General features: G+C 75.8%; 1 pseudogene. It reads right to left on the reverse strand.

Features of this window, described 5'->3' with window-relative positions:
• Positions 1–260: pseudogene (locus IMZ35_RS32460) on the reverse strand (hypothetical protein); the annotation flags it as partial.

Below are 260 nucleotides of genomic sequence, written 5' to 3' on the forward strand. Positions count from 1 at the left end.
GTGCTGCCCTTGCTGCCGGACGGGGGTGGGGTGGTCTTGGGTCCGCCGGTCGTGGTGTTGGGGCTCGCGGGCGGGGGTGTGCTGCCCTTGTTGCTGGACGGGGGTGGGGTGGTCTTGGGTCCGCCGGTCGTGGTGTTGGGGCTCGCGGGCGGGGGTGTGCTGCCCTTGCTGCCGGACGGGGGCGGGGTGGTCTTGGGTCCGCCGGTCGTGGTGTTGGGGCTCGCGGGCGGGGGCGTGGTGCCTCTGCCGTCCGGTGCGGG

Origin of the sequence: Umezawaea beigongshangensis, assembly GCF_016464305.1 — a bacterium.
Classification (GTDB): domain Bacteria; phylum Actinomycetota; class Actinomycetes; order Mycobacteriales; family Pseudonocardiaceae; genus Umezawaea_A; species Umezawaea_A beigongshangensis.